General features: G+C 70.1%; 26 protein-coding genes and 5 pseudogenes. 4 read left to right on the top strand and 27 right to left on the bottom strand.

The annotated features are described in order from the left end of the window. Positions 1-7: 7 nt before the first annotated feature. From glmM to truA, 4 genes are all read right to left on the bottom strand, one after another. Positions 8-1,372, bottom strand: coding sequence for a phosphoglucosamine mutase (glmM, locus tag QUE51_RS04370; RefSeq protein ID WP_286278391.1), 1,365 nt, complete (start codon positions 1,370-1,372; stop codon positions 8-10). Positions 1,373-1,390: 18 nt separating this feature from the next. Then, positions 1,391-1,876 carry a 30S ribosomal protein S9 gene (gene rpsI / locus QUE51_RS04375; RefSeq protein ID WP_286278392.1) on the bottom strand — a complete coding sequence of 162 codons (486 nt, stop codon included), beginning with the start codon at positions 1,874-1,876 and terminating at the stop codon, positions 1,391-1,393. 24 nt (positions 1,877-1,900) lie between these two features. Then, positions 1,901-2,347, bottom strand: coding sequence for a 50S ribosomal protein L13 (rplM, locus tag QUE51_RS04380; protein ID WP_286278393.1), 447 nt, complete (start codon positions 2,345-2,347; stop codon positions 1,901-1,903). Positions 2,348-2,498: 151 nt separating this feature from the next. Next, positions 2,499-3,428: a tRNA pseudouridine(38-40) synthase TruA gene (gene truA, locus QUE51_RS04385; protein ID WP_286279256.1), complete on the bottom strand. Its 930-nt coding sequence runs from the start codon at positions 3,426-3,428 to the stop codon at positions 2,499-2,501. Positions 3,429-3,541: 113 nt separating this feature from the next. On the opposite strand from truA, the gene QUE51_RS04390 reads away from it, so the two are divergent. From QUE51_RS04390 to QUE51_RS04400, 3 genes and pseudogenes are all read left to right on the top strand, one after another. Further along, the gene (locus QUE51_RS04390) at positions 3,542-4,594 is read left to right on the top strand and encodes an ATP-dependent DNA ligase (RefSeq protein ID WP_286278394.1); all 1,053 of its coding nucleotides are present in this window, start codon (positions 3,542-3,544) and stop codon (positions 4,592-4,594) included. 127 nt (positions 4,595-4,721) lie between these two features. Next, positions 4,722-5,546: a CPBP family intramembrane glutamic endopeptidase gene (locus QUE51_RS04395; RefSeq protein ID WP_286278395.1), complete on the top strand. Its 825-nt coding sequence runs from the start codon at positions 4,722-4,724 to the stop codon at positions 5,544-5,546. Then, positions 5,543-6,924 (top strand): annotated as a pseudogene (locus tag QUE51_RS04400) (cryptochrome/photolyase family protein). Before QUE51_RS04395 ends, QUE51_RS04400 begins: the two are co-directional and overlap by 4 nt. Here QUE51_RS04400 and ligD read toward each other — a convergent pair. The 13 genes and pseudogenes from ligD to QUE51_RS04465 all read right to left on the bottom strand — a co-directional run bounded on the left by ligD (position 6,921) and on the right by QUE51_RS04465 (position 17,174). Continuing rightward, positions 6,921-7,974, bottom strand: a pseudogene (gene ligD / locus QUE51_RS04405) (non-homologous end-joining DNA ligase). The pseudogenes QUE51_RS04400 and ligD sit on opposite strands and share 4 nt — an antisense overlap. A gap of 97 nt (positions 7,975-8,071) precedes the next feature. After that, positions 8,072-8,731, bottom strand: coding sequence for a 50S ribosomal protein L17 (gene rplQ / locus QUE51_RS04410; protein ID WP_286278396.1), 660 nt, complete (start codon positions 8,729-8,731; stop codon positions 8,072-8,074). Positions 8,732-8,762: 31 nt separating this feature from the next. After that, positions 8,763-9,752, bottom strand: a complete 990-nt coding sequence (locus QUE51_RS04415) for a DNA-directed RNA polymerase subunit alpha (RefSeq protein WP_286278397.1) — start codon at positions 9,750-9,752, stop codon at positions 8,763-8,765. A gap of 234 nt (positions 9,753-9,986) precedes the next feature. Continuing rightward, on the bottom strand, positions 9,987-10,388 hold the full coding sequence (rpsK, locus tag QUE51_RS04420) for a 30S ribosomal protein S11 (protein ID WP_286278399.1): 402 nt from the start codon (positions 10,386-10,388) through the stop codon (positions 9,987-9,989). Positions 10,389-10,451: 63 nt separating this feature from the next. Next, positions 10,452-10,832 carry a 30S ribosomal protein S13 gene (gene rpsM, locus QUE51_RS04425; protein ID WP_286278400.1) on the bottom strand — a complete coding sequence of 127 codons (381 nt, stop codon included), beginning with the start codon at positions 10,830-10,832 and terminating at the stop codon, positions 10,452-10,454. 219 nt (positions 10,833-11,051) lie between these two features. Beyond that, positions 11,052-11,165 carry a 50S ribosomal protein L36 gene (gene rpmJ, locus QUE51_RS04430; protein ID WP_116754812.1) on the bottom strand — a complete coding sequence of 38 codons (114 nt, stop codon included), beginning with the start codon at positions 11,163-11,165 and terminating at the stop codon, positions 11,052-11,054. Between the two features lie 59 nt (positions 11,166-11,224). Then, the gene (infA, locus tag QUE51_RS04435; protein ID WP_100365313.1) at positions 11,225-11,446 is read right to left on the bottom strand and encodes a translation initiation factor IF-1; all 222 of its coding nucleotides are present in this window, start codon (positions 11,444-11,446) and stop codon (positions 11,225-11,227) included. A gap of 205 nt (positions 11,447-11,651) precedes the next feature. Further along, positions 11,652-12,806 (bottom strand): mannitol-1-phosphate 5-dehydrogenase, encoded by a 1,155-nt coding sequence (locus tag QUE51_RS04440; protein ID WP_286278411.1) that lies wholly within the window; start codon positions 12,804-12,806, stop codon positions 11,652-11,654. Further along, on the bottom strand, positions 12,803-13,243 hold the full coding sequence (locus QUE51_RS04445) for a PTS mannitol transporter subunit IIA (protein WP_286278412.1): 441 nt from the start codon (positions 13,241-13,243) through the stop codon (positions 12,803-12,805). The genes QUE51_RS04440 and QUE51_RS04445 overlap by 4 nt, the downstream gene beginning before the upstream one ends. An 80-nt stretch (positions 13,244-13,323) precedes the next feature. Next, positions 13,324-14,874 (bottom strand): PTS mannitol transporter subunit IIBC, encoded by a 1,551-nt coding sequence (locus tag QUE51_RS04450; RefSeq protein ID WP_286278413.1) that lies wholly within the window; start codon positions 14,872-14,874, stop codon positions 13,324-13,326. A 46-nt stretch (positions 14,875-14,920) separates the two neighbouring features. Then, positions 14,921-16,582, bottom strand: coding sequence for a phosphoenolpyruvate--protein phosphotransferase (gene ptsP, locus QUE51_RS04455; protein ID WP_286278414.1), 1,662 nt, complete (start codon positions 16,580-16,582; stop codon positions 14,921-14,923). Next, a complete protein-coding gene (locus QUE51_RS04460) occupies positions 16,579-16,842 on the bottom strand; it encodes an HPr family phosphocarrier protein (protein WP_286278415.1) in 264 nt (87 codons plus the stop codon). The genes ptsP and QUE51_RS04460 overlap by 4 nt, the downstream gene beginning before the upstream one ends. 2 nt (positions 16,843-16,844) lie before the next feature. Continuing rightward, complete coding sequence (locus QUE51_RS04465) at positions 16,845-17,174, bottom strand: PTS sugar transporter subunit IIB (protein ID WP_286278416.1); 330 nt, start codon at positions 17,172-17,174, stop codon at positions 16,845-16,847. A 123-nt stretch (positions 17,175-17,297) separates the two neighbouring features. Between QUE51_RS04465 and QUE51_RS04470 the strand changes: the two genes are divergently transcribed. Then, entirely contained in the window at positions 17,298-19,196 is a 1,899-nt protein-coding gene (locus tag QUE51_RS04470) for a BglG family transcription antiterminator (protein WP_286278417.1), read from the top strand. 150 nt (positions 19,197-19,346) lie between these two features. Here QUE51_RS04470 and QUE51_RS04475 read toward each other — a convergent pair whose 3' ends face one another. The 10 genes and pseudogenes from QUE51_RS04475 to rplX form a co-directional block, all read right to left on the bottom strand. Then, the gene (locus tag QUE51_RS04475) at positions 19,347-19,937 is read right to left on the bottom strand and encodes an adenylate kinase (protein ID WP_286278418.1); all 591 of its coding nucleotides are present in this window, start codon (positions 19,935-19,937) and stop codon (positions 19,347-19,349) included. After that, positions 19,934-21,255, bottom strand: a pseudogene (gene secY, locus QUE51_RS04480) (preprotein translocase subunit SecY). Before secY ends, QUE51_RS04475 begins: the two are co-directional and overlap by 4 nt. A 100-nt stretch (positions 21,256-21,355) precedes the next feature. Further along, complete coding sequence (rplO, locus tag QUE51_RS04485) at positions 21,356-21,994, bottom strand: 50S ribosomal protein L15 (RefSeq protein WP_286278419.1); 639 nt, start codon at positions 21,992-21,994, stop codon at positions 21,356-21,358. Beyond that, positions 21,978-22,160 (bottom strand): 50S ribosomal protein L30, encoded by a 183-nt coding sequence (gene rpmD, locus QUE51_RS04490; RefSeq protein ID WP_286278420.1) that lies wholly within the window; start codon positions 22,158-22,160, stop codon positions 21,978-21,980. The genes rplO and rpmD overlap by 17 nt, the downstream gene beginning before the upstream one ends. Beyond that, positions 22,160-22,795, bottom strand: a pseudogene (rpsE, locus tag QUE51_RS04495) (30S ribosomal protein S5); the annotation flags it as partial. The pseudogene rpsE and the gene rpmD, both read right to left, overlap by 1 nt. A gap of 79 nt (positions 22,796-22,874) precedes the next feature. Beyond that, entirely contained in the window at positions 22,875-23,246 is a 372-nt protein-coding gene (gene rplR / locus QUE51_RS04500) for a 50S ribosomal protein L18 (RefSeq protein WP_286278421.1), read from the bottom strand. A 2-nt stretch (positions 23,247-23,248) separates the two neighbouring features. Then, positions 23,249-23,784, bottom strand: a pseudogene (gene rplF, locus QUE51_RS04505) (50S ribosomal protein L6). A 6-nt stretch (positions 23,785-23,790) separates the two neighbouring features. Further along, positions 23,791-24,189, bottom strand: coding sequence for a 30S ribosomal protein S8 (rpsH, locus tag QUE51_RS04510; protein WP_286278422.1), 399 nt, complete (start codon positions 24,187-24,189; stop codon positions 23,791-23,793). A gap of 191 nt (positions 24,190-24,380) precedes the next feature. Then, positions 24,381-24,971 carry a 50S ribosomal protein L5 gene (gene rplE / locus QUE51_RS04515; protein WP_286278423.1) on the bottom strand — a complete coding sequence of 197 codons (591 nt, stop codon included), beginning with the start codon at positions 24,969-24,971 and terminating at the stop codon, positions 24,381-24,383. A 2-nt stretch (positions 24,972-24,973) separates the two neighbouring features. Continuing rightward, on the bottom strand, positions 24,974-25,333 hold the full coding sequence (gene rplX, locus QUE51_RS04520) for a 50S ribosomal protein L24 (RefSeq protein ID WP_286278424.1): 360 nt from the start codon (positions 25,331-25,333) through the stop codon (positions 24,974-24,976).

Genomic DNA, 25,333 nt, shown 5'->3' on the forward strand with positions numbered 1-25,333 from the left:
ACCGGGGTCAGGCGACGGCGAGGCGCACGCGGACGATGTCGGCGAGTTCGTTCGCGACGTTCTCGGCCGTGTGCTGATCCGCCGCCTCCACCATCACGCGCACCATCGGCTCCGTGCCGGAAGGGCGCAGGAGGACGCGGCCGGTGTCGCCGAGACGCTCCTCAGCGCCGGTGACGGCCTCCGCGATGACGTCGTCGCCGTCCAGGCGGTCGCGATCGACGCCCTTCACGTTGACGAGGACCTGCGGGTACATCGTCACGATCGAGGCGAGCTCGGCGAGCGTCTTGCCCGTGCGGGCGACCTCCGCTGCGAGGTGCAGTCCGGTGAGCAGCCCATCGCCGGTCGTCGCGTGGTCCGTCATGATGACGTGCCCGGACTGCTCGCCGCCGAGCGAGAGGTTGCGCGCGCCGAGCTCCTCCAGCACGTAGCGGTCGCCCACCCGGGTCTGCACGATGTCGATGCCGTGTTCGCGCATCGCCAGCCGGAGGCCGATGTTGCTCATGACCGTCGTCACGAGCGTCTGCTGGCGCAGGACGCCGCGCTCCTTCATGCCGAGCGCGAGGATCGCCATGATCTCGTCGCCGCCCACGACGGTGCCATCGGCGTCGATCGCGAGGCAGCGGTCCGCGTCGCCGTCGTGCGCGATGCCGAGGTCCGCGCCGTAGGCGATGACCGCGGCGGCGAGGGGTTCGAGGTGGGTCGAGCCGACGCCGTCGTTGATGTTGATGCCGTTGGGCTCGTTGCCGATGACGGTGACCTTGGCGCCGGCATCGGCGAACACCTCGGGGGACACGCCCGCCGCGGCGCCGTTGGCGCAGTCGATCACGACGTGCAGCCCCGTGAGCCGGGCGGGGAGGGTCGACAGCAGGTGCAGGACGTAGCGGTCCTCGGCGTCCGCGAAGCGCCGGATCCTGCCGACGCCCTCGCCGGTCGGGGCCAGCTTCGGCTCCCCGAGCGCCGCCTCGATGCGATCCTCGACCTCGTCCGGGAGCTTGGTGCCGCCGCGGGCGAAGATTTTGATGCCGTTGTCGGGCGCCGGGTTGTGCGAGGCGGAGATCATGACGCCGAAGTCGGCGTGGATGTCCGCGATGAGGAACGCGGCCGCCGGGGTCGGGATGACCCCGGCGTCCAGCACGTCCACACCGGAGCTGGCCAGCCCCGCGGCGACGGCCGCCGAGAGGAACTCCCCCGACACGCGCGGATCGCGCGCCACGACCGCGGTCGGGCGGCGCCGCTGCAGCCGGCGGGCCTCGGCGCTGCGCCCTCTTCCGAGGACGACCGCCGAGGCCTGGGCGAGGGACAGCGCGAGCTCCACCGACACGTCGCCGTTGGCGAGGCCGCGGACCCCGTCAGTACCGAAGAGTCGTGGCATGTCCGGAAGCGCCGGAGATCAGCGCTTCGAGAACTGAGGCGCCTTGCGGGCCTTCTTGAGACCGGCCTTCTTGCGCTCGGTGACGCGCGCGTCGCGGCTGAGGAAGCCCGCCTTCTTGAGCGTCGGGCGGTTGTTCTCCTGGTCGATCTCGTTGAGCGCACGCGCGATCGCGAGGCGGAGCGCACCGGCCTGGCCCGAGGGGCCGCCGCCGGTGATCTTCGCGACGACGTCGTAGCTGCCGAGGAGGTCGAGCACCTTGAACGGGTCGGTGATCAGCTGCTGGTGCAGCTTGTTCGGGAAGTAGTTCGCGAACTCACGGCCGTTGACCGTGATGGTGCCGCCACCCGGCACGAGACGCGCGCGGGCGATGGCCTGCTTGCGGCGGCCGACCGCCGCACCGGGCACGTTGAGGACGGCGCGCGGCGTGGCCGGCGCGGCCGCGGCCGGGGTCTCGGTGGAGAAGCTCGAAGGAGCGTTGTCGATGGAGTCTGCGATTCTCGCCATGTCAGTGGTCCTTGGTGGCCGGCGCTACTGGGCGACCTGGTTGAGGGTGTACGGCGTGGGCTGCTGGGCAGCGTGAGGGTGCTCGGGGCCGGCGTAGACCTTGAGCTTCTTCAGCTGGGCGGCACCGAGGGAGTTCTTGGGGAGCATGCCGCGGATGGCCTTCTCGACCGCGCGCGTGGGGTGCTTCTCGAGCATCTGGGCGTAGCTCGTGGCGGTGAGGCCGCCCGGGTAGCCGGAGTGGCGGTACGCCTTCTTCTGCTCGAGCTTCGAGCCGGTGAGGGCGACCTTCTCCGCGTTGACGATGATGACGAAGTCGCCCATGTCCATGTGCGGGGCGAAGGTGGGCTTGTGCTTCCCGCGGAGGAGAGCAGCGGCGTGGCTGGCGAGGCGACCGAGGACGATGTCCGTCGCGTCGATCACGAGCCAGTCGTGCTGGATCTCGCTCTCCCGGGGCGTGTATGTGCGCGTCACGGTAATAGCTTTCTTGTCGAGGTGTTCGTGGATCCCGCTCCTGGGCCCCTTCGGCCATGCTTGGGCGAAGGGATGGGAGTTCCCGAGGGGAACTGCCGCGGTGGAGGGCTCAACTTGACGGCGCCGCTCTGGCGAACGCCAACGGGAAAGCTTACCGGACGCCGGAGCCCCCGACAACCGCGGCGGTTCCGCCCTCGCCGGCCTGGCGCCGGGCGCGCGTCTGCTCCGAGCGGGCCGCCAGCTCCGAGTCGCGCGGGTAGCCGACCTCCATGAGCGTGAGGCCCTTGGCGGGCAGGACCACGAACTCGGTGCTGCGAGCGCCCGCGCCGAGGAGCTCCCCAGGCCGCTCTGGAGGGAGCTTCCCCTCCCCCACCGCCACGGCGGCCCCCACCAGGGATCGGACCATGGAGTGGCAGAACGCGTCCGCCCGCACGCGCGCGACGAGCACCCCGTCGGCGTCACGCTCCCATGTGTAGTCCTGCAGGGTACGGATGGTGGTCGCCTCCGCCCGCGGCTTGCAGTAGGCGGCGAAGTCGTGCAGGCCGAGCATGCCCCGCGCCGCCGAGTTCATGAGGTCGACGTCGAGCCGGCCCGCGTGGGCGACGGTCCGGTGCCGCTGCAGCGGGTCGTGCAGGGCCTCCGCATCGGCGATCCGGTACTCGTACCGACGCCAGACAGCACCGAAGCGGGCGTCGAACCCGGCCGGGGCCTCCACCGCCGACGTGACGACCACGTCGGACGACAGCCCCAGGATCCCGTTCAGACGCGCGCGGAGGAGCTCGGCCGACGACTCGGCCGCTCTCCGCCGGCGCTCCCTGCCCAGGGCGGCGAGCTGCTCGACCGTGAGATCGACATGGCACGCCTGCCCGACCGCATGCACGCCCGCGTCGGTGCGACCGGCGACGACGAGGGACGGCGCAGGCGGGTGCCGGCGCAGGAGCGTCAGGAGGGCGTCCTCGAGAACGCCCTGCACGGTGCGGAGCCCCGGCTGCCGGGTCCAGCCGCGGAAGCCGGTGCCGTCGTAGGCCACCCCCAGCCGGAAGCGGACGGTGCCGCCACCCGCGCCTCCGGGAGAGCTCAGACCGTCCTCCGACGCCGGAGCGAGGAGGCCGCCATCGCTCGCGGCGGGCGCCTCCGTTCCGGTCACCCGGGAAGTCTAGGCGGGAGGTCGGCGGCGTCCGGCAGGATGAGCGCATGGACCTGCCCGTCGCCCTGCCGCTCGAGCCGATGCTGGCCAAAGCGATTCCCGACATCCCGGAGACCGGTCCGAAGGGCGGCGCCCTCAGCTACGAGCCCAAGTGGGACGGGTTCCGCGGCATCGCCTACTTCGACGGCACCGACGTCGAGATCGGCAGCCGCGGCTCCAAGACCCTCACCCGCTACTTCCCCGAGCTCGTCGAGACGCTGCGCGCGCAGTTGCCCCGGCCCTGCGTCCTCGACGGCGAGATCATCGTGAGGACCGGCGCTCGGGGCGCCGAGCACCTCGACTGGGAGTCGCTGTCGCAGCGCATCCACCCCGCCGAGAGCCGCATCCGGAAGCTGGCCGAGGAGACCCCCGCGGCCTTCGTCGCCTTCGACCTGCTCGCGGTGCGCGATCGGTCCCTGCTGGATGAGCCGTTCGAGACGCGCCGCCGCGAGCTCGAGATCCTGCTCGCCGACGTGGCGGCCCCGCTGCACCTGACCCAGACGACGCGGGACGCCGCCGTCGCGCGGACCTGGCTGACGGAGTTCGAGGGCGCCGGGCTCGACGGCGTCGTGGCGAAGGGGCTCGCGGACACGTACCAGCCGGGCAAGCGCACCATGCTCAAGATCAAGCACGAGCGCACCGCGGACACGGTGGTCCTCGCCTACCGGGTGCACAAGAGCGGCGCGGGCGTCGGGTCCCTCCTCCTCGGGCTCTACGACGACTCCGGCGAGCTGCGGGGAGTGGGCGGAGTCGCCGCGTTCTCCGACGCGCGCCGACTCGAGCTCATCGACCAGCTCGAGCCCCTCGTCCAGCGCGACGCGGACGGCAACGCGGTCACCGGCGAGGGCGAGCGGAACCGGTTCTCGTCCAACAAGGACACGTCCTTCGTGAAGCTCCGGCCGGAGCTCGTGGTCGAGGTGCGCTACGACCAGATGGAGGGCGCGCGGTTCCGGCACACGGCACAGTTCCTGCGCTGGCGCCCGGACCGGGATCCGCGGTCGTGCACCTTCGCTCAGCTCGAGCGTCCCATCTCCTACGACCTGGACCGGGTCATCGGATGACGGACGCGTCTCCGCCCCGCGATGGCCGACGCGTCGTCGTCGTCTTCCTCGCGATCGCGTTCGGGTGGACCTGGCTCGTCGGGCTCGCGCTCTTCCTGCTGCACGTCCCGCTCAGCTCCCCCTCGCGGTGCCGGTCCTCGCGCTGCTCTACATGCCGACCCCCTTGGTCGCCGCGCTGATCGCCGAGCGGGGCCTTCGCCGCTCCCGCTTCGCGATCCCGCGAGGCCGCAGCCGGATCCGGTTCTTCACCCTGCCGGTGGTCGCCATCCTCAGCTTCGCCGTTCTGCACCTCGCGCTCATCGGGCTGGGAGGCGGCCTGCTGCACCTGCCCGGCTTCGGTGCCCTCGCCACGACGCCGCAGGACCTCGAGGAGACCCTCGCGGCGCTCGTGGGCCCCGAGGCTCTCGCCACGGCGAGCGCCCCTCCACCGCCCATCGTGCTCGGGCTGGCGGGACTGGTGGGCTCGATCGTCGCCGGCTGGACCATCAACGGGCTCTTCGCGATGGGCGAGGAGTACGGGTGGCGGGGACTGCTGTGGGAGCACCTGAGGGGCCTGGGGGCGTTCCGGGCGAACCTCCTGCTGGGCGCTGTGTGGGGCCTCTGGCACGCCCCGCTGATCCTGCAGGGCTACAACTACGGCGACCAGCCGCTGCTGGGGGTGGGTGCGATGGTCGTGCTCGCGATTCCGATGTCCTTCGTGCTCACGGCGATCCGCGAGCTGACCGGCAGCGTGATCCCGGTCGCCGCGGCGCACGGCATGTTCAACGCCATCGCGTCGGTGCTGATCCTCCTGACGCTGCATGCCGAGCTGCTCGTCTCCGGCCCGGTCGGCCTCGTCGCCGCGCTCGCCCTGGCCGTGGTCGCCGCCGTTCTCTGGCGGCTGGTCCACCGCCGAGCGGCATCGGCTCCGCCCGTCCCCACCGGAGCCGTCGCTCCTCTGGCGGCGTCATGACGCCCTCCGTCGTGTGGTTCCGCGACGACCTCCGCGTCGCCGACAACCCGGCACTCACCGCAGCCGCGGAGCGCGGCGGACCCGTCGTCGCCCTCTACGTCCTCGACGAGGACCCGCAGGTCGCACGGCCGCTCGGCGGCGCGAGCCGGTGGTGGCTGCACGGTGCCCTGGCGGCGCTCGATGCGGAGCTCCGCGCCCTCGGGTCGCGACTCCTCCTGCGCCGCGGGAGCGCTGCGGAGGTCGTGCCCGCGGTCGTCACCGAGTCGCAGGCGGCGGCCGTCTTCTGGAACCGGCGCTACGGCCTGGGCGAGCGGGAGCAGGACGCGGCGCTGAAGACGGGGCTGCGGGCCGCCGGTCTCGAGGTGCGGAGCTTTCCCGGCTCCCTGCTGCACGAGCCGTGGGAGGTCCGCCGCGAGGACGGCGAGCCCTACTCGGTGTACTCCGCGTATGCGCGGGCGGCGCAGAAGCTGCCCGCTCCGCGCCAGCCGCTCGCCGTGCCCGCCGCACTGCCGGCCCCGCCGCCCCTAGCAGGCGCTGGGCTCGACGACTGGTCCCTGCTGCCGAGCGCGCCGGACTGGGCCGGGGGCTTCCGCGAGACCTGGACGCCGGGAGAGCGCGGTGCGCACGAGCGGCTCGAGGAGTTCGCCGCCCGGATCGAGGAGTATCCGACGGGGCGGGATGCGCCGGGCGCCGATGTCACCTCCCGGCTCTCCCCCTCGCTCCGCACGGGCGAGCTGAGCCCGCACCAGGTCTGGCATCGGGTGCGGCAGGCGGACCCGTCCGGCCGGGCGGCGGGCAAGTACCTGAGTGAGCTGCTGTGGCGGGAGTTCAACTACAGCCTGCTGTTCGCTCAGCCCAACCTGGCGGACGAGAACCTCCGGCCGGCGTTCGACCGCTTCCCGTGGAACCGCGCAACCGAGGAGGTCCTGCAGCGCTGGCAGCAGGGCAGGACCGGCTTCCCCTGGTCGACGCCGGCATGCGCCAGCTGTGGCAGACCGGCTGGATGCACAATCGCGTCCGGATGGTGACGGCTTCGTTCCTCATCAAGAACCTGCTCCTCGACTGGCGCGAGGGCGAGCGCTGGTTCTGGGACACGCTGGTCGACGCCGATCCGGCGAACAACGCCGCCAACTGGCAGTGGGTCGCCGGCTCAGGAGTCGACGCCGCCCCGTTCTTCCGCGTGTTCAACCCGGTGCTGCAGAGCCGGAAGTTCGATCCGGACGGCACCTACCTGCGTCGCTGGCTCCCCGAGCTGCGCGACCTGGATGACAAGGCGATCCACGAGCCGCAGGGCGTGCCCGGGTACCCGGAGCAGATGGTCGACCTCAAGGTCACCCGCGCCGAGGCGCTGCGCGCCTTCGAGTCGATCTCGGGCTAGTCGGCCTCGGTCGGCGCGGTCGCGGGAGCCCAGTTCTTCGGGTTGATGCGGGAGGGCTGCACGCGTGGCGGCTCCCCCGGCATCTTGGGGTAGTCGGGGGGTAGGGCATCTCGCCCTGGCCGTTCGCGACATCCCGCTCCCACCACTCGAGGAGCACGCGCAGATCGCCGGCCTTCTCGCCGAGGGAGGCCCACGCGTCACCGCGCTCGGCGACGATCCCGGGCACCGTGCGCACCGTGAAGTCCGCGGGCTGCGCGTCGTCGAGCTCCTCCCAGCGGAGAGGCATCGACACCGTCGCGCCCGCCGTCGCGCGGGGGCTGTACGCGCCCGCGATGGTGCGGTCGCGCGCCGCCTGGTTGAAGTCGACGAACACCTTCTCGCCGCGCTCCTCCTTCCACCACGCCGTCGTCACCCGGTCGGGCATGCGCCTCTCCAGCTCCCGGGCGGCCGAGATGACCGCGTGACGGACCTCGATGTAGTCGTGCTGGGGAAGGATCGGCGCGAAGACGTGGATGCCCCGGTTGCCGGAGGTCTTCGGGAACGCCTCGAGCCCGGCCTCGCGAAGCACGTCGCGCAGCTCGTGCGCGGCCGGGACCGCGTCGTCGAACCCTCGGCCCGGTTGGGGATCGAGGTCGATGCGCAGCTGGTCCGGGTGGTCGATGTCCCGGGCGCGGCTCGGCCAGGGTGGAACACGACCGTGTTCATCTGCACCATCCAGACCAGGGCGGCCGGCTCGTCGATGACGAGCATGGGGTGCGAGCGGGCGCTCGGGAAGACCACCGGCACCTCGCGGATGAACTCGGGCTTCCCCTTCGGCGGGTTCTTCGAGAAGAACATGTCGCCGTCGACGCCGTCGCCGTAGCGCTGCAGCGCGACGGGGCGGTCGCCGATCGCGCGCACGAACGGCTCCCCCACGGCGACGACGTACTCGGCCAGCTCCAGCTTCGTGACCCCGGCCTGCGGCCAGATCACGCGCGACGGGCTCGACACGCGCATCTCGCGGGGCCCGTCGGGGCCGGGAACGGTCAGCGTCGTCGCCTCACTCGCCATGGCCCCACCCTATCCAGCCCGGTTAACCGCGAACTGCCCAGTTCTGCGGCAACTCGGTGGTGAGATGCAGCAGAACTGGGCAGTTCGGCGAGAAGGGCTACTTCTTGGTGTCGTCCGCGACCTCAGCCGCGTCGGCCTCGACCTCGGCGGCGGCCGGGGTGACGTCCTCGGCGGGCGTCGGCTCGGACTCCTCGACCGTCTCCGTCGCCTCGACGGGTGCCTCGTCGGCTCCACCGACCGCCTCGTCCACGCTGGCCTCCTGGTCGGTCACGACATCGTTGGCCGCAGCGGCGTCCGCGGGCGCCTCGGTGGCCGGAGCCTCCGTGGCGGGCACGGCGGCAGCCGGAGCCGCGGAGCGGGCCGGGCGGCGCGTGGTCGTCGCGCTGGCCTTCGGCGTGAGGGGCTCGAGGACGAGCTCGATCACGGCCATCGGAGCGTTGTCGCCCTTGCGGAAGCCGGTCTTGGTGATGCGCGTGTAGCCACCCGGGCGGTCCGCGACGAGCGGCGCGATCTCGGTGAAGAGCTCGTGCACGGCCGTCTTGTCGCGCACGACCGTCAGCACCCGGCGACGGGCGTGCAGGTCGCCGCGCTTGGCGAACGTGACGAGGCGGTCGGCCAGGGGCTGCAGGCGCTTGGCCTTCGTCTCCGTGGTCGTGATCGCCTTGTGCGTGAACAGGGCCGTCGCGAGATTCGCGAGCAGGATGCGCTCGTGCGCCGGTCCGCCGCCGAGACGGGGACCCTTAGCTGGTCTGGGCATTGTCTATTCCTCGTGTCTCAGGACGCGAACGTCAGTTCTCTTCGTCGTCGTAGCCGCTGAAGTAGTGGGCTCCATCGAACCCGGGCACCGCGTCCTTGAGGGAGAGGCCGAGCTCGACGAGCTTGTCCTTCACCTCGTCGACCGACTTCTGGCCGAAGTTGCGGATGTTCATCAGCTGCGTCTCCGACAGGGCGACGAGCTCGCTGACCGTGTTGATGCCCTCGCGCTTGAGGCAGTTGTAGGACCGGACCGACAGGTCCAGGTCCTCGATCGGCATCGAGAGCTCGGAGCTGAGGACGGCGTCGACCGGCGCGGGGCCGATCTCGATGCCCTCGGCGGCGCTGTTCAGCTCGCGGGCGAGGCCGAAGAGCTCGGTGAGCGTGCGACCGGCGGATGCGATGGCGTCGCGCGGGCTGATCGCCGGCTTCGTCTCGACATCGACGACCAGGCGGTCGAAGTCGGTGCGCTCACCGGCACGCGTGGCCTCCACGCGGTAGGTGACCTTGAGGACCGGCGAGTAGATGGAGTCGATCGGGATCTGACCGGCCTCGGAGAACTCGCTGCGGTTCTGCGCCGCCGACACGTAGCCGCGGCCACGCTCGATGGTCAGCTCCAGGTCGAACTTCGCCTTGTCGTTGAGGGTCGCGATGACCAGCTCGGGGTTGTGGATCTCGACACCCGCGGGGGCGGAGATGTCCGCCGCGGTGACCTGGCCGGCGCTCTGCTTGCGCAGGTACGCGGTGATCGGCTCGTCGTGCTCGCTCGAGACGACGAGGCCCTTCACGTTCAGGATGATCTCGGTCACGTCCTCCTTCACGCCGGGGATGGTCGTGAACTCGTGCTGGACGCCCTCGATGCGGATGCTCGTGACGGCGGCACCCGGGATGGAGGAGAGCAGCGTCCGGCGGAGGGAGTTGCCGAGGGTGTAGCCGAAGCCGGGCTCGAGCGGCTCGATGAGGAACCGCGAGCGGAACTCCGAGATGTTCTCTTCGACGAGCGTCGGGCGTTGTGCAATGAGCACTGTGTTTTCCTTCCGAAAGAGTGTCCGCTATATGACACTTCTTCTGCGGCGCCGGGGAGTGGCCGGCGCGGTCTATTGAGTTGTGGTCACGAGGTAGGCGGGCGCACGCCACTCGTGGCGGGCACCCAGCGTCCCTCACCGGATTTCGAGATGCGCTCCTGCGGAGCGCTCCTCAATCAGCGGGGCGGTCGCGCTGCGCGGCGACCGGAGGACCGGGGCGAAGCCCCAGCCGTGCTAGACGCGACGACGCTTTGGAGGGCGGCAGCCGTTGTGCGCCTGCGGCGTCACATCGTTGATCGAGCCGACCTCGAGGCCCGCGGCCTGGAGCGAGCGGATCGCCGTCTCGCGACCGGAGCCCGGGCCCTTGACGAAGACGTCGACCTTCTTCATGCCGTGCTCCTGCGCCTGACGCGCGGCGGACTCGGCGGCGAGCTGCGCCGCGAACGGCGTCGACTTGCGGCTGCCCTTGAAGCCGACGCCTCCGGAGGAGGCCCAGCTGATCACGGCACCGGTGGTGTCGGTGATCGAGACGATCGTGTTGTTGAACGTCGACTTGATGTGGGCCTGGCCCACGGCGATGTTCTTCTTCTCCTTGCGGCGCGGCTTGCGGGCGGCGCTCGCCTTAGGTGCTGCCATCTGGCGTACTTCTCCTGAGTTGATCTGAACCGAAAGGGCGCAGGCGGCGGTGCCGCCCGGCGACTACTTGCGGCCGGCCTTCTTCTTGCCGGCGACGGTGCGCTTCGGGCCCTTGCGGGTGCGCGCGTTGGTCTTGGTGCGCTGACCGCGCACGGGCAGGCCGCGGCGGTGGCGGATGCCCTCGTAGCTGCCGATCTCGACCTTGCGGCGGATGTCGGCGGCGACCTCGCGACGGAGGTCACCCTCCACCTTGAAGGTGCCTTCGATGTGGTCGCGGAGTGCGACGAGCTGGTCGTCGGTGAGGTCCTTGACCCGGATGTCAACGCTGATCCCCGTGACGCTGAGCGTCTGCAGGGCTCGGGTGCGGCCGATGCCGTAGATGTACGTGAGGGCGACCTCCACGCGCTTATCGCGCGGGATGTCGACGCCGGCGAGACGTGCCATAGCTGGCTGCTCCTTGGAGAGATGTCGGAGGTGTGGAGCGGATCCGGTGCCCGGGCCTCCGACCCGGGGTGTCCCCACTTCCGTGGGCTCTGGAACCGCCTGTTTTCTACTCAGTTACTGCTACCCCGCTGAGGGGGCCTTGGCGCTGCTTCGCTTCATCGCGCTTGCGCGATGAAGCCGATAAACACAGCCTCTTTCGTCACAAGCAGCGACGGGGCGTCAGCCCTGTCGCTGCTTGTGACGAGGGTTGTCGCAGATGACCATGACATTGCCGTGGCGACGGATCACCTTGCACTTGTCACAGATGCGCTTGACGCTGGGGTTGACCTTCATTGTTCTTTTCCTTCGCTGGCGTCGTGCCCGGCATGCGGGCCGTTCCTTTCCAGCAGGCTCTACTTGTAGCGGTAGACGATCCGGCCGCGGGTCAGGTCGTAGGGGCTCAACTCGACGATCACCCGGTCCTCGGGGAGGATTCGGATGTAGTGCTGTCGCATCTTGCCGGAGATGTGAGCGAGTACCTTGTGTCCGTTGCTGAGCTCAACGCGGAACATCGCGTTGGGCAGAGCTTCGAGCACCGATCCCTCGATCTCGATTACGCCGTCCTTCTTGGCCATACACTCACTTCGCTGCACGCAGATATCTGCTGGTCTTGCGGGATGATTGCGATGCGACCCCACGCAGGACGAGACGGACTCGTTCACGAAGAGGGGAATGGACCGACCGGCCCGGGCACCAACGAGCTATCGTATGCGAAATCCGGCAGGTACGCCAGCCGACTCGCGCGACTCGTCCTCTACGACAACCTGCGGCGGCGCGGGCCTATTCCCGGCCGCTCCCGCGTGCGGCGTCGATCTCCTGGGCGATGCGCGGAAGCAGGGGCGACGCGCTGTCGATGCCCGTGATCTCCTCCGCCAGGTCGGCCGAACTCCGATCGCTGCGCAGCAGCTCCTGCAGCCGCACGCTCTCCGGGTCCTCGGGAACGTCGAAGCGGAGGGCCGCGCCGATCGCGCGCACGAGGGCGTCGGGGCTGCGCCCGAGCTCGACGAGGGCGGCCGCCGGCCCGACGAAGCGCTCGTTGCGGCTCAGCTTGCGCAGCGGCGCGCGGCCCACCCGGTCGACGGTGTCGGAGAGGGCCGGGTTCGCGAACCGCAGGAGGTTCTTCTGCAGGTACTTCTCCTGCTCCTCCGGGTCGAAGTCGTGCTTGGTGACGAGCAGGTCCTTCGTCTCCCCCAGCACTGCACGCACCTCGGCTGCGACCTCCGGGAGGTCGAGCGCCTCGACAAGCGTCGAGGCGCCGCGCGCGAACCCGTGGTAGGCGATCGTCGCGTGGCCGGTGTTGACGGTGAAGAGCTTGCGCTCGATGTAGGGCGCGAGATCGTCGACGAAGGTCGCCTCGGCGATGTCCGGCACGGCGTTGCCGAATGGGCCTCGCTCGACGACCCATTCGAAGAAGTCCTCGACGGTCACGTCGAGCCCCGCCGCGGGATCCTGGCCGGGCACGATGCGGTCCACCGCGGTGTTGGCGAAGATCGCCCGGCGCAGCACGGCTTCGTCGTCCGCGAGGAGCATCTCGATCTCGGCCCGGAGCAGGTCGGTCGCACCGATCGCGTTCTCGCACGCCATGACGCTGACCGGCGCACCGTTCGACGGCCGCGCCCGCAGGCCCTCGGCGATCACCGGCGCGATGAACTTGAGGATGCTGGGTCCGACGGCGGTCGTGACGATGTCGGCGGTCGCGATCTCCCGCGCGACCTCGACCTCCGCGGTCCGCGAATTGAGCGCGCGGTAGTTGTCGACCGTCCAGTCGCGGGCGTCCGGGCCCACTTCGTGAACGGTGTAGCTGGGGGTCGTGGCGAGCGCGTCGATCAGGTCGGCGTTGACGTCGGCGAAGACGACCTCGTAGCCGGCGTTGTGCAGGATCAGGCCGACGAAGCCGCGGCCGATGTTGCCTGCGCCGAAGTGGACGGCCTTCATTCGTCGTCCGAGTTGACGTCGCCGAGGAGCGCGAACAGCTCCTCGGGGGTGCGCGCGGCGAGGAGCTTCTCGACCTCGTCCTCGTCGCTGAAGACGATCGCGATCTTGGACAGGATGCCGAGGTGCTCGTTGTTCTGTCCGGCGATGCCGATCGCGAACCGGACCTCGTTGCCGTCCCAGTCGATCGGGGCGTCGTAGCGCACGATGGCGAGCGCCGAGCGCAGGATCGTGTCCTTCGCGTCGTTGGTGCCGTGCGGGATCGCGAGGTAGTTGCCCATGTAGGTGGAGACGGTGTTCTCGCGATCGAACATCGCGTCGACGTACGCGGGCTCGACGGCACCGGCCGCGACGAGCATGGCGCCGACCTCGCGGATGGCGTCGTCCCGGGTGGTGGCCGTGCCGTGCAGCGTGATGCGGTCGAGCTCGAGGACGTTCATGGTTTCCTTCCACCGAGAAGAGCGGGTGCGGGGGATCTGCTCCCCCGCACCCACCCTGTCACTTGTTTCCTGTTCCGGGCCTACTTGTTCTGCGCCGCCACCCGCTGCACGACCTCGTCGTAGCGCGGGCTGTTCATGAAGTTGTCCACCGACACGTGCTGGGCGTGCGGGGCCTTCTGCTCGGCGCGCTGCGTGAGCTCGCGCTGCGTGATGACCAGGTCGGCGTTGTCGTCGAGGTTCGAGATGGCCTTGTTGACCACCGTGACCCCTTCGATGCCCGCCTTCTTGATCTTGTTGCGCAGCACCGAGGCGCCCATCGCACTCGACCCCATGCCCGCGTCGCACGCGAACACGATGTTGCGGATGATCGCCCCGTCCGTCGCGACGCCCGCGACGGCACCCGACTCGGCGGCCTCAGCAGCGGCCTCGGAGCCGGAGACGACGCCGGCGCCGATGTTCTGCGCGCTGCCGGTCGCGGTGGAGGTGCCCGTGCCGAGGTTCGACAGGACCGAGCTCTCCTTGCCCTTGTTCGACTGCGTCGCCGCGATCGCGGCCGACATGTCACCCGCGCCCTCGCGCTCGAGGTCGCGCTTGCGGCTCGCCCGGAGGATCACGGACGCCACGAGGAACGACACCAGCGCGGAGAAGACCACCGACAGGATGACGCCGACGTAGCTGTCGCTCGCGGTCTGCAGGATGATCGCGAAGATGCTGCCCGGTGAGGCGGGTGCCCGCAGTCCGGAGCCGAAGATGACGTTGGTGAGGACGCCGGTCGCGCCGCCCGCGATGGTAGCGAGGATGAGGATCGGCTTCGACAGCACGTACGGGAAGTAGATCTCGTGGATGCCGCCGAGGAACTGGATGATGATGGCGCCCGGCGCGCTCGCCTTGAACATGCCGATGCCGAACACGGAGAACGCGAGCAGGAGACCGAGGCCCGGGCCGGGGTTCGCCTCGAGCAGGAACAGGATGCTCTTGCCGTCGGCGGTCGACTGCTGGACGCCCAGCGGGGTCAGCACGCCCTGGTTGATCGCGTTGTTGAGGAACAGCACCTTGCCGGGCTCGATGAAGATGCTCACGAGCGGCAGCAGGTTGAGGCTGACCAGCCAGTCGACGGCACCCTCGATGAGCCCGCTCAGCGCGGTGACCAGCGGCGCGATCCCGAAGAAGGCGCCGATCGCGAGGATCATGCCCAGGATGCCGGCTGAGAAGTTGTTGACCAGCATCTCGAACCCGGGCCGGATCTTGCCGTCCCAGATCCGGTCGACCTGCTTCATGATGTAAGCCGCGAGCGGGCCGACGATCATGGCGCCCATGAACTGCGGGATCGTGCTGCCGACGATGACACCCATCGTCGCGATCGTCGCCACGACGCCACCGCGGGTGTCGTAGATCATCCGGCCGCCCTGGTTCGCGATGAGCAGGGGCAGCAGGTATGTGATCATCGGGCCGACCAGCCCGCCGAGGGTCTCGTTGGGCGTCCATCCGGTGGGGATGAAGAACGCGGTGATGAGGCCCCACGCGATGAACGCCGCGATGTTGGGCAGGACCATCCCGGAGAGGAAGGTGCCGAATCGCTGAACGCCGACGCGGACTCCTCCCCGCTTCCGTTCGACTGACGTCGCTGTCATTGATGTTCTCCTGTTTCTGTGTGTGCTGGTGAGGGTGGTGCTGGGGTCAGACGTGCTGGGGAAGGAGGGCGCGGACGGCGGCGCGGGCAGTCGCCCCGTCCTCGGCGGTGAGCGCGGCGTCGGCGAAGGCCACCGCCTGCTCGCGGGTGTGCTGCAGGAGTTCGGCGCGCACATCCCCGAGCGCCGACGGCGACATCGACAGGGTGGTGGCGCCGAGGCCGACGAGGACGACGGCGAGCAGCGGATCGGCGGCCGCCTCGCCGCAGATGCCGACGGGCTTGCCGAGTGCGGCTCCGGCGCGTCCCACCTCGCGGACGAGCCGCAGCACCGCGGGGTGCCAGGGGTCCTGGAAGGAGGCGACCGAGCCGAGGAGCCGGTCCGCGGCGAGCGTGTACTGGGTGAGGTCGTTCGTCCCGATGCTCGCGAAGTCGGCCTCGGCGAGCACGCGGTCGGCGAGGAGCGCCGCAGAGGGCACCTCCACCATCACCCCGGCGGTCTTCAGGCCGAGCTCGCGCGCGAGGGCGACGAAGTAGCGGGTCTCCTCGACCGTCGAGACCATCGGCGCCATGACCCAGAGGTCCGCGTCCGTCTCGCCGGCCGCTCGCGCCAGCGCCGTGAGCTGGTCGCGGAGGATCTGCTCGGTCGCCCGCAGCGCCCGCAGGCCGCGGAGGCCGAGCGCCGGGTTCTCCTCCGGAGCGTCGTTGAGGAAGCTGAGCGGCTTGTCCGCGCCGGCGTCGAGGACGCGGACCACGACCTTGCGGCCCGGGAAGCCGCGCAGCAGCTTGGCGTAGTGGCCGTACTGCTGCGCCACCGACGGCGCCGTCTTGGCGTCGAGGAAGAGGAACTCGGTTCGGAAGAGGCCGACGCCCTCCGCCCCGGCGGCGACCGCGCCCTCGACGCCCTCGGCGGATCCGAGGTTGGCGAGGAGCGGGATCGGGGTGCCGTCGGCGAGCGCGCCCGGTCCGACCGGCACCGCGGATCGCTGGGCGCGCGCGGCCGTCTCCCCGGCGGCACGGCGCAGCTCCTCCTCCGAGGGGTCGACGGTGACCGCGCCGGTCGAGGCGTCGGCGATGACCACGGTGCCGTCGGCCATGTCGAGGATGCCGGAAATGCCGACGATCGCCGGGATGGACTTCTCGCGGGCGAGGATCGCGGTGTGCGAGGTGGGCCCGCCCTCGCTCGTGAGCACGGCGAGGACCTTCTGCAGGTCCAGCAGCGCCGTGTCCGCCGGTGCGAGGTCGCGCGCGACGAGCACGAAGGGGGTGTCGCTCTCCGGCACCCCGGGCGCCGCGACGCCGGACAGGCGCGCGACGACGCGCTGCGAGACGTCGTCGAGGTCGGTGGCGCGCTCGGCCATGTACCCGCCGATGCCGAGCAGCATGTCGCGGAAGCCCGCGAAGGCCTCGAACACGGCACGATCCGCGGTGGCGCCGTTGTCCACGCGCACGTCGATGTCGCTGCGGAGGGTCGGATCCTCGGCCATCAGCGCCTGCGCCTCGAGGACCTCCTGCGCCTTGCCGCCTGCTTTCTCTCCGCGGCTGCGGATGTCCTCCGCCGTGGCGGCGAGCGCGGTCGTGACCCGCTCGCGCTCTCCGTCGGGCCCGATGGTGCTGGGCAGGGTCGCCGGCTCGGGCAGACGATCGGGCATCCGGAGGACCGGTCCGACGACCAGGCTGCGGCCGATGCCGACGCCGGTGAGGCTCGTCATGCGTCGTGGTCCGTGGTGAGGAGCCCGGAGAGCTCGTCGAGCACGTCCTCGGCGCCTTCGCCGTCCACCGCGAGCAGGACCTCGTCGCCGTGGTCGATGCCGAGCGAGATGACGCCGAGGATGCTCGCCGCGTTGACGGACCGCCCGTTCTTGGTCAGCTGGACGGGCACTCCGGCCTTCGCAGCGGCCTGGGTGAAGAGGGCCGCGGGGCGGGCGTGCAGGCCATGGGCGGAAGCGACGACGACGGTGCGTTCAGGCACAGCTACTCCTTGGTTTCGGGGATGGGGGTTCCACGGTAGGACGCCGCGGCCAGCAACTCGCGGGCTTGCGCGACGGCTGCTGAAGCACCGTCCGCGCCGAAGGCGGTGGGCGGCAGCAGGCCGACCGGCGCCTCCCCGACCAGGATGCGGACCGAGTCGAGTCGCTCGGCGAGCTGGGGCGCCACGAGCACGGCGTCGCAGTGCGCGGCCTCCTCGGGGACGGAGTCGAGCGGAACGACCACCGGCTGCAGTTCCGCGTCGAGGGCCCGGATGCGGCGGGCGAGGAAGGTTCCGGAGACGCCGGCGACGCAGACGATCAGCACTCGTGCCACGGTCGCCTCCTCGCGTCCGAACGAACTCCTGTGGTCAGTGTGCCGCGGGGCGGGCGGGGCTCACCAGCGGATCTTCTTCCGCACCCCCGGAAGACGAGCACTGATCCGTGGTTGAGTGAAGGGATGCCGGACAAGACGCCTCAGCTGCTCGAGCACCTCGCTCGCGCAGAGGGGTGGGTCGCGGCCAGTGAGCTCGCCGAGCGCCTCGGAGTGAGCACGCGCACGGTGCGCAGCTACGTGACCGCGATCAAGGCGGCGGCCGGTCCGCTCGACGTCATCACCTCGTCGACGAGCGGCTACCGCCTCAACCGCGAGGCGTATGCGAAGTATGCGGCCGGGTCCCCGCGGGCGGCCGGCACTCCCGGCACACCCCGGGAGCGCGTGGCCTTCCTCGGCGCGCGCCTGGCGCAGGCGCCGGAGGGGCTCAGCGCCTCGGAGCTCGCCTCCGCGCTCTTCGTGTCGGAGACGACCCTCGAGTCCGATCTCCGGCGGGTGCGCACGCTCGCGCGGGACAGCGGCGTCGAGCTGGTCCGCTCCGGTGACACCCTCCGCCTCGAGGGCCGCGACGAGGGCCTGCGCCGGCTCATCAGCCGCATCTTCCGGGAGGAGACGGCCCGCGGGATGTTCGACCTCGGCCAGGTGCAGGAGGCGTTCGCGGTCGGCGACCTCAGCGCCTTCAAGACCGACGTGATCGAGCTGCTGAGCGCCGCCGGCTACACCGTCAACGAGCTCGGGCTCGACGGGGTCCTCGTGCACACGGCCATCGCCGTCGAGCGCTCCCGCCGCCGGATGCCGCCCGCGGGCGAGGGCGTGGTGGACGGCGACCTCGAGACGGCGCTGGCCACGATCGTGGAGCGGCACTTCGCCACCTCCCTGCCACCCGGCGAGCTCGCTTCCCTCGCCCTCCTGCTGACCACACGGGTCGGCACCCGACGGCCGGAGGAGGAGGTGCTGGCCTCCGCGGAGGTCGCCGACGACGTCGCCGTCCTCCGCCGACTGATCGAGGGAGCCGAGCGGGAGTACCTCATCGACCTCGACGACGAGGACTTCCTGCTGCGGCTCGCCCTGCACGTGCGGAACCTGGTCGCCCGCTCGCGGGCCGGGTCCCTGACCCGCAATCCGCTCGCCCGCTCCATCAAGACGTCCTACCCCCTCACCTACGAGCTGGCGGTGTATCTCGCGAGCGAGATCCAGCGCGAGTTCCGCATCACCGTCAACGACGACGAGATCGCGTTCATCGCTCTGCACGTGGGCTCGCACCTCGAGCGCCATGCGCGTCCGGCTGACGACGTGACGGCGACGCTCGTGCTGCCCGGCTACCACGACATGGGCGCGGTGCTCCGCGACCGGGTGGAGGCGGCCGCGGGACCGGATCTGCGCGTGGTCGACGTGGTCGGGCGCACCGACGCGCCGCTCGAGGGCCACGGCACGGATCTCGTCATCACGACGCTGCCGGTGGTTCCCCGCCCGGAGAACGTGGTCGTCGTGAGCCCGTTCCCCAGCGCCGCGGACGGCGAGGCGATCCGGGCCGCCGTCTCGCGGGTCCGACGGCACCGCCGTCGCGCGCGCATCCGGAACGAGCTGCGCCTCTATCTCGACGAGCGGCTCTACCTGCGCAATCCGGACGCGGCCGACGCGGACGCCGTCATCCGCCTGCTGGGCGAGCGGATGATCGGGCTGGGCATCCTCGACGAGCGCTACCTCGAGGGGGTGCTCGAGCGGGAGCGGCTGTCGTCGACCGCGTTCACCGAGAGCCTCGCCGTGCCGCACTCGATGGCGATGAGCGCCGCGCGCACCGCCATCGGGCTCGCGGTCTTCGACTCCCCTCTGGAGTGGGGCGACGGCCGGGTCAACGTCGTGGCGCTGGTCGCGTTCAGCGCCGAGGGACGCGCCGCATTCCAGACCGTGTTCGAGCAGTTCGTCGAGGTGTTCGCGGAGCGCTCGGACGTGCAGCGGCTCCTGCGCGACTCGACCGACTTCCCGTCGTTCCTCGAGCAGCTCGCGCTGCTCATCGACAGTTGAATCTCACTGATTGAGGAGCGACCGAAGGGAGCGTCTCGAAATCCGGTGACCATGTCTCAGGACTCAGCCACGCCCGGCCGGGCTCTGGGGGTTCGTCGCCGGATTTCGAGACGCCCGCTTCGCAGGCTCCTCAATCAGCGGAGGATCGGCTCAGAGGGCGGCGGCGCCGATGCCGCGACGCTCGAGGGCGTCGACGATGCGGTCGGTGACCTCGTCCATCGAGCCGAGACCGTCGACGCGGATCACGAGGCCGCGGTCCGCGTAGACGTCGATGAGCGGCGCAGTCTGGGCGGCGTACACGTCGAGCCGGTGACGGATGACCTCTTCGGTGTCGTCGCTGCGCCCCTGGTCCTTCGCCCTGCGGAGGAGACGGGACACCGTCTCGTCCGTGTCGGCGGTGAGCTGGACCACGGCGTCGAGGCTCTCGCCGCGCTGGGCGAGGAACTCGTCGAGCTCCCGGACCTGGTCGGTCGTGCGCGGGTAGCCGTCGAGGAGGAATCCGGAGTCCGCGTCGGCAGCCTCCAGGCGGTCCATCACCAGGTCGTTGGTGACCGAGTCGGGCACGTACTCGCCGCGGTCCATGAAGGACTTGGCGAGGACGCCGAGCTCGGTGCCGCCGCGGACGTTGTCGCGGAAGATGTCCCCCGTCGAGACGGCCGGGATCGCCAGCCGCTCGGACAGCCGTGCCGCCTGGGTCCCCTTGCCTGCGCCCGGCGGACCGATGAGCAGCAGACGCGTCACCGAAGCAGTCCTTCGTAGTGCCGCTGCTGGAGCTGCGAGTCGATCTGCTTCACCGTCTCGAGCCCCACGCCGACGATGATGAGGATCGAGGCGCCACCGAACGGGAAGTTCGTGTTCGCTCCGACCAGCACGAACGCGATCAGCGGCACGAGCGCGATCAGACCGAGGTAGATCGAGCCCGGCAGCGTCACCCGGGTGAGGACGTAGTCGAGGTACTCGGCCGTCGGGCGGCCCGCGCGGATGCCCGGGATGAAGCCGCCGTACTTCTTCATGTTGTCCGCGACCTCCTCCGGGTTGAAGGTGATCGCCACGTAGAAGTAGGTGAACCCGACGATGAGCAGGAAGTACAGGAGCATGTAGAGCGGGTGGTCGCCCTTGGTCAGGTAGTTCTGGATCCAGACGACCCACGGCTGCGGCGTCTGGCCCGCGGCCGGCTGGTTGAACTGGGCGACGAGGGCGGGCAGGTACAGCAGCGACGACGCGAAGATGACCGGCACGACGCCCGCCATGTTCACCTTGATCGGGATGTACGTGTTGTTGCCGCCGTAGGTGCGCCGGCCGACCATGCGCTTCGCGTACTGGACCGGGATCCGACGCTGGCTCTGCTCGACGAAGACGACGAGGCCCACGATGACGAGGCCGATCGCGATGACGAGCAGCAGCACCTCGATGCCCTGCGACTGCGCGATCGCGCCGAGGAGTCGGGGAAGCGCGCCGCGATGGACGTGAAGATCAGCAGGGACATGCCGTTGCCGATGCCGCGCTCGGTGATGAGCTCACCGAGCCACATGATGAGGCCCGTGCCTGCGGTCATGGTGATGACCATGAGCAGGATCGCGTACCAGGCGTCGTTCGTGATCAGCTGCGTGCAGGCGGGGTCGCTGTTCTGCGGGAACAGCGCGCCGCTCCGGGCGACGGTGATCAGCGTCGTGGACTGCAGGACGCCGAGCGCGATGGTGAGGTAGCGCGTGTACTGCGTCAGCTTGGCCTGGCCGGCCTGGCCCTCCTTGTAGAGGGCTTCGAAGTGCGGGATGACCACGCGCAGCAGCTGCGTGATGATCGACGCCGTGATGTACGGCATGATCCCGAGCGCGAAGATCGACAGCTGCAGCAGCGCGCCGCCGCTGAACAGGTTGACGAGCTCGTAGAGGCCCGAGGTGTTCTGGTTCTGCGCGAGACACTGCTGCACGTTCGCGAAGTCCACGAACGGCGCGGGGATGAACGACCCCAGCCGGAAGAGGGCCACGATGCCGAGCGTGAAGAGAAGCTTTCGGCGCAGGTCGGGCGTGCGGAAGATCCGCCCTATTGCTCGGAACACGCTGACTTGCCTGCTTTCGTTGGGGGATACAGGACGTGGCCGGGGGTGTTCCCCGGCCACGTCGACGCCTAGTGCTTCAGGAGCTGCAGCTCCGCGCGGGCTACTGTACGGAACCGCCGGCGGCGACGATCTTCTGCTCGGCAGAGCCGGAGACCTTGTCGACAGCAACGCTCAGCTTAACCGCAATGTCACCGGTACCCAGCACCTTGACCTTCTCGTTCTTGCGAACGGCGCCCTTGGCCACCAGATCGGCGATGGTCACATCGCCGCCCTGGGGGTAGAGCTCGGCCAGCTTGTCCAGATTCACGACCTGGTACTCGACGCGGAACGGGTTCTTGAACCCGCGCAGCTTCGGGGTGCGCATGTGCAGCGGCATCTGGCCGCCCTCGAAGCCGGCCTTGACCTGGTACCGGGCCTTGGAGCCCTTGGTGCCGCGGCCGGCCGTCTTGCCCTTCGAGCCCTCACCGCGTCCGACGCGGGTGCGGTCCTTGCGGCTGCCCTCCGCGGGACGGAGGTGGTGCACCTTCAGGACGCGGTCGCGCGTGGCGGCCGGGGCCGCCTCGGCGGTGGCCTTGTCGGCGCCTGCGGCCTTGGTCGTGCGGGACGAGGTGGTGCGAGCAGGAGCCGCGGCGGTCGTCGCTGCCTCGGCGGCCGGCTTCGCGGCACGCGTCTTCTTGGGGCGGCCTCGGCCGCCACCGTCTCGTTCTTGGCTTCGTCGGCCATCAGTCGATCTCCTCAACCTTCACGAGGTGAGCGACCGCGCGGACGTAGCCGCGGTTCTGCTCGGTGTCCTCGCGCTCGACGCTGTCGCCGATCCGCTTGAGGCCGAGCGAACGCAGCGTGTCGCGCTGGTTCTGCTTCTCACTCACCTTGGACTTGATCTGGGTCACCTTCAGCGTGGCCATCAGGCACCTGCCTTCGCCTCGGCGGCGTGCGCGACAGCCTCGGCGTCGGCGCGCTGCATGCGGGTGGGGACGACCTGGTCGATCTCGAGGCCACGGCGGGCCGCGACGGCGGCCGGCTCCTCGAGGCTCTTCAGGGCCTCGACGGTCGCGTGCACGATGTTGATCGTGTTGCTCGACCCGAGCGACTTCGAGAGGACGTCGTGGATGCCGGCGCACTCGAGGACGGCGCGGACCGGGCCGCCCGCGATGACGCCGGTACCGGCGGCAGCGGGGCGGAGGAGGACGACGCCGGCAGCGGCCTCACCCTGCACGGGGTGCGGGATGGTGCTCGCGATGCGGGGGACGCGGAAGAAGTTCTTCTTCGCCTCCTCGACACCCTTGCTGATGGCGGTCGGGACCTCGCGGGCCTTGCCGTAGCCGACGCCCACCAGGCCGTTGCCGTCGCCCACGATCACGAGAGCGGTGAAGCTGAAGCGACGACCGCCCTTCACGACCTTGGAGACGCGGTTGATGGTGACGACGCGCTCGAGGAACTGGCTGTCCCGGCCGCCGTCGCGTCCGCCGCGGTCGTTGCGGGGGCTGCGCTCACGGCTGCCCCTGCGCTGCTCGCGCGGCTCGTTGCGGGTGTCCGTCGAGGGGCGGAGCCTGCAGAGGTCTCCACCAGCGCCTCGCTGGTCGTCTCCGGCGTAGTCGTCGTGGTGCTGGTCACATCGCTCACAGGCTCAGCCCGCCTTCCCGAGCTCCATCCGCGATGGCCGCGATGCGGCCCGCGTACTTGTTTCCTCCGCGGTCGAAGACGACCGCGTCAATGCCCGCCTGCTTGGCGCGCTCGGCGACGAGCTCGCCGACCTTGCGTGCCTTGGCGGTCTTGTCGCCCTCGAACCCGCGGAGGTCGGTCTCCATGGTGGACGCCGACGCGAGGGTGTGACCCTTGGCGTCGTCGACGACCTGGACGAAGACGTGCCGCGCGGAGCGGGTCACGACGAGGCGCGGCCGGACAGCCGTGCCCTCGATCTTCTTGCGCAGGCGGCTGTGGCGACGGATGCGCGCAGCCGACTTGCTCTTGCCACGAATGACGGTGGCCATGATTACCTACCTGACTTTCCGGTCTTGCGGCGAACGGCCTCGCCCGCGTAGCGGACACCCTTGCCCTTGTAGGGCTCCGGCTTGCGGATCTTGCGGATGTTCGCGGCGACCTCACCGACGGCCTGCTTGTCGATGCCGGACACCGTGAGGCGGTTGTTGCCCTCGACCTGGAAGCTGATGCCGGCGGGGGCGACACGAGGACGGGGTGGCTGAAGCCGAGCGCGAACTCGATGTCGCTGCCCCGAGCGGTCACTCGGTAGCCGGTGCCGACGACCTCGAGGCTCTTGGTGTAGCCCTGGGTGACGCCCTGGATGTTGTTGGCGAGGAGGGTGCGCGTGAGTCCGTGCAGCGAGCGCGACTCGCGCTCGTCGTCGGGCCGGGTGACGAGCACCTGGCCGTCCTGGACGGCAACCTCGATCGGGCGGGCGACGGTGAGGTTCAGCTCACCCTTCGGCCCCTTGACGGTGACGGCGCTGCCGTCGACCGTGACGTCGACCCCCGAAGGGATCTCGATGGGAAGTCTTCCGATTCGCGACATCTGGGGTCACCACACGTAGGCGAGGACTTCCCCACCCACGCCCTTCTTGTGCGCCTGGCGGTCCGTGAGGAGGCCCGACGAGGTGGACAGGATCGCGACGCCGAGGCCGCCGAGGACCTTGGGGATCTCGTTCGACTTGGCGTAGACGCGGAGGCCGGGCTTCGAGACGCGCTTGATGCCGGCGATGCTCCGCTCGCGGTTGGGGCCGTACTTGAGGTCGAGCACGAGGGTCTGGCCGACGCGGGCGTCCTCGACGCGCCAGTCGGCGATGTAGCCCTCCGCCTTCAGGATGTCGGCGATGTGGCCCTTGAGCTTCGAATGCGGCAGGGTCACCGTCTCGTGGAATGCCGAGTTCGCGTTGCGCAGCCTCGTGAGGAGGTCGGCGACCGGATCGGTCATGGTCATGTGATGCGTTTCCTTTGTTCACCAGGTTTCGGACACCGTCGTGGCTGTTGCACTGCACGGTGGACGACCTGTGGTGGTTGTGATCCCAGTAGCCGAAGCCGGTTCGCGGCCCCGGCATTCCCGGATCACAGATCTTTGTTCAGTTGAGCGGGTGGTGCGGGTACTGCTTCCGAGTCAGCCGGATGCTGGGATCAGGCACTCTCGGCCGTGCGGAACGGGAAGCCGAGGGAGCGGAGCAGAGCCCGGCCCTCGTCGTCCGTCTTGGCGGTGGTCACGACGGTGATGTCGAAGCCGCGGACCCGGTCGATGCGGTCCTGGTCGATCTCGTGGAACACGCTCTGCTCCGTGAGACCGAAGGTGTAGTTGCCGTTGCCGTCGAACTGCGTGTCCGACAGGCCGCGGAAGTCGCGGATGCGGGGCAGCGCCAGGTTGATCAGGCGGTCCAGGAACTCCCAGGCCCGGTCGCCGCGCAGCGTCACGTGGGCGCCGATCGGCTGACCCTCGCGCAGCTTGAACTGGGCGATGGACTTCCGGGCCTTGGTGACCTGCGGCTTCTGGCCGGTGATCTTGGTGAGGTCGGCGACCGCACCGTCGATGATCTTGCCGTCGCGGGCGGCGTCGCCGACGCCCGTGTTGACGACCACCTTCACGAGGCCCGGCACCTGGTGCACGTTCGTGAAGCCGAACTGCTCCGTGAGCTGCGGGATGATCTCGCTGCGGTACTTCTGCTTGAGGCGAGGCTGCACCTTGACAGCCGTCGCGGCAGTAGCGGTATCGGTCATGATCAGAGGTCCTTGCCTGACTTCTTGGCGTAGCGCACGCGGACGGACTTGGTCACGCCGTCCTTCGTCACCTGATCGACCCGGTGGCCGACGCGGGTCGGCTTCTTGGTCTCGGGGTCGACGAGCGCCACATTGGAGATGTGGATGGGGGCCTCGTGAGTCTCGATGCCGCCCGTCTTGCTGCCGCGCTGCGTCTGGCCGACGCGCACGTGCTTGGTCACGAAGTTGATGCCCTCGACGACCACGCGGTTCTGCTCGACGAGGACCTCGATCACGCGGCCCTGCTTGCCGCGGTCGCCGCCGCGCGCCTGCGCGGCGCCGGTGATCACCTGGACGAGATCGCCCTTCTTGATCTTGGCCAT

It is taken from the genome of Naasia aerilata (assembly GCF_030296595.1).
GTDB lineage: Bacteria > Actinomycetota > Actinomycetes > Actinomycetales > Microbacteriaceae > Naasia > Naasia aerilata.